Source organism: Fretibacterium fastidiosum, from assembly GCF_000210715.1.
GTDB lineage: Bacteria > Synergistota > Synergistia > Synergistales > Aminobacteriaceae > Fretibacterium > Fretibacterium fastidiosum.
Genome location: NC_021038.1, coordinates 223,663 through 225,466 on the forward strand (window position 1 = coordinate 223,663; position 1,804 = coordinate 225,466).

The following is a 1,804-nucleotide window of genomic DNA, read 5'->3' on the forward strand; positions in this document are numbered from 1 at the left end:
CCTTCTGACGGTTCGCGGCCTGGAGCTCTCCACGGCCCTCGACGGCGGAATTGCGGCGTTGAACCGGCTGGAGCTGAGCGCCCGCGCGGCCAGCGTGGAGGCGTCGGGGACGACCCTCACGGACGTGACGGCGAAGGTGAGCAAGGCCGGGGACGCCATCAGCCTGGCCGGCTTCGGCGCCCGAAGCGGCGGCGGCTCCATCACGGGCAGCGGAACGGCGGGGTCCTCGCCCGATTCCAGGCTGAACCTGACCTTCAACCTGGACCGCCTGGACCTGAAGCCTCTGGCCCAGGCGTCGGGGCTGGGCCTGAAGGGCGTCCTGACGGGCAGCGTCGGCATCGGCGGGACGGTGGGAGCGCCGACCTTCAGCTTCAACGGCAGCGCGCCCTCCGTCACGGCCCAGGGGCTCACCCTGACGAACCTGACGGCCGACGCCTCGGGGACGCAAAAGGAACTGAAGATCAACGCCTTCAAGGCGGAGGCGGGTGGCGCGCCCCTCAGCGCCTCCGGCACGGTGCAGTTCGCCCCCTTGTCCGCCAACCTCTCCATTCAAGGCACGGCTCTGGACCTGGCGGCCCTGACGAAGGACTACCCGGACGCCGCAGGGCAGATCAGCGGCAAGGCGGACCTGACCTTCAACGTGACGGGCGGTTCGGGCGGATTCTCCGGCGAGGGGGCCCTCACCTCTCCCGCCCTGAAGGCCTTTGGCCTGAACCTGACGGAGGTCAACCTGCCCCTCTCCTACAGCGGGGCCACCTTCGCCTCATCCGGAGGCACGGCAAAGCTCTACGGAGGCAGCGCCAGGAACAGCCTGAGCTTCGATACGGGGTCCCTGAAGTTCAGCGACGAGCTCTCCGCCGACGAAGTGGACGTGAACGCGCTGCTTCAAGACGTGACGGGCGGCCTGAGCGGCAAGGTTTCGGGCAGAGGGCAGCTCAGCCTGAAGCTCAACGGAAGCGCGGCGAAGGGCCTGAGCTACGCCGGCACGGGCCAGTTCACCATGGGCGAGGGAGCCGTTACGGGCTTCAGCGGTCTGGACATCGTGACGCGCCTCTACGGCACGCAAGGCATCCGCTACGTCAGCGTCAAGGCGCCCTTCACCGTCAAGACGGGCAAGCTGATCCTTCACGCCGGCGCAGAGGCGACGGCCCCGGAGCGCGACCCGTTGTACCGCTACGCGAGGATCGCCTCCGACGGCGTGGTCAACTTCGACAAGACGCTCAACGTCCCCATTGAGCTCATGGTGAACTACCAGCTCGTCAACGCGCTGACGGGCGGTGGCACGGGCGCCCTGGGCGGACTGCTGGAGGGCGGCGCAAACGTTGCCGACACCCTGAAACAGGCGCTCGGCGGGGGGCTTGAAGGGGCTCAGAAGGGCGGCGCACGGGCGGACTTCCGTACCGTCACCCTGACGCTGAAGGGCAAGGTGGACGCGCCCTCCGTGAAGGACCTCAAGATCGGGGCCTCCACGCTGAAGGACGAGTCGCAGAGCGCGGCGGTCACGGCGACGAGCGTGGATCAGGGCACCCCGGCACCTCAACCCAGCGTAGAGACACCAGCGCCGCAGCCCAGTGTAGAAACGCCAACGCCTCAGCCCGAGGCGCCGGAGACCAAGGACGCCGTGGACCGGATAGCGGACCGGGTTCTGGACGCCATCATTCCATCGGGGAACGAAGGCCAGGGCCAGCACCCTGCCTCGCCAGACGGCGAGGCTCAAAAGAGCCAGGGCGACCGGATCAAGGACCAGTTGAAAGAGGAACTGGGTAAAGAGCTGAAGAAGGGGTTGGAGGGTTTGTTCAACTGA

The 1,804-nt window shown here is 67.8% G+C and carries 1 protein-coding gene; it reads left to right on the top strand.

Annotation, left to right across the window (positions count from 1 at the left end):
- Window positions 1-1,804, top strand: a 1,804-nt coding sequence (locus SY1_RS01015) for an AsmA family protein (RefSeq protein ID WP_208872511.1), incomplete at its 5' end; no start/stop codon positions are given.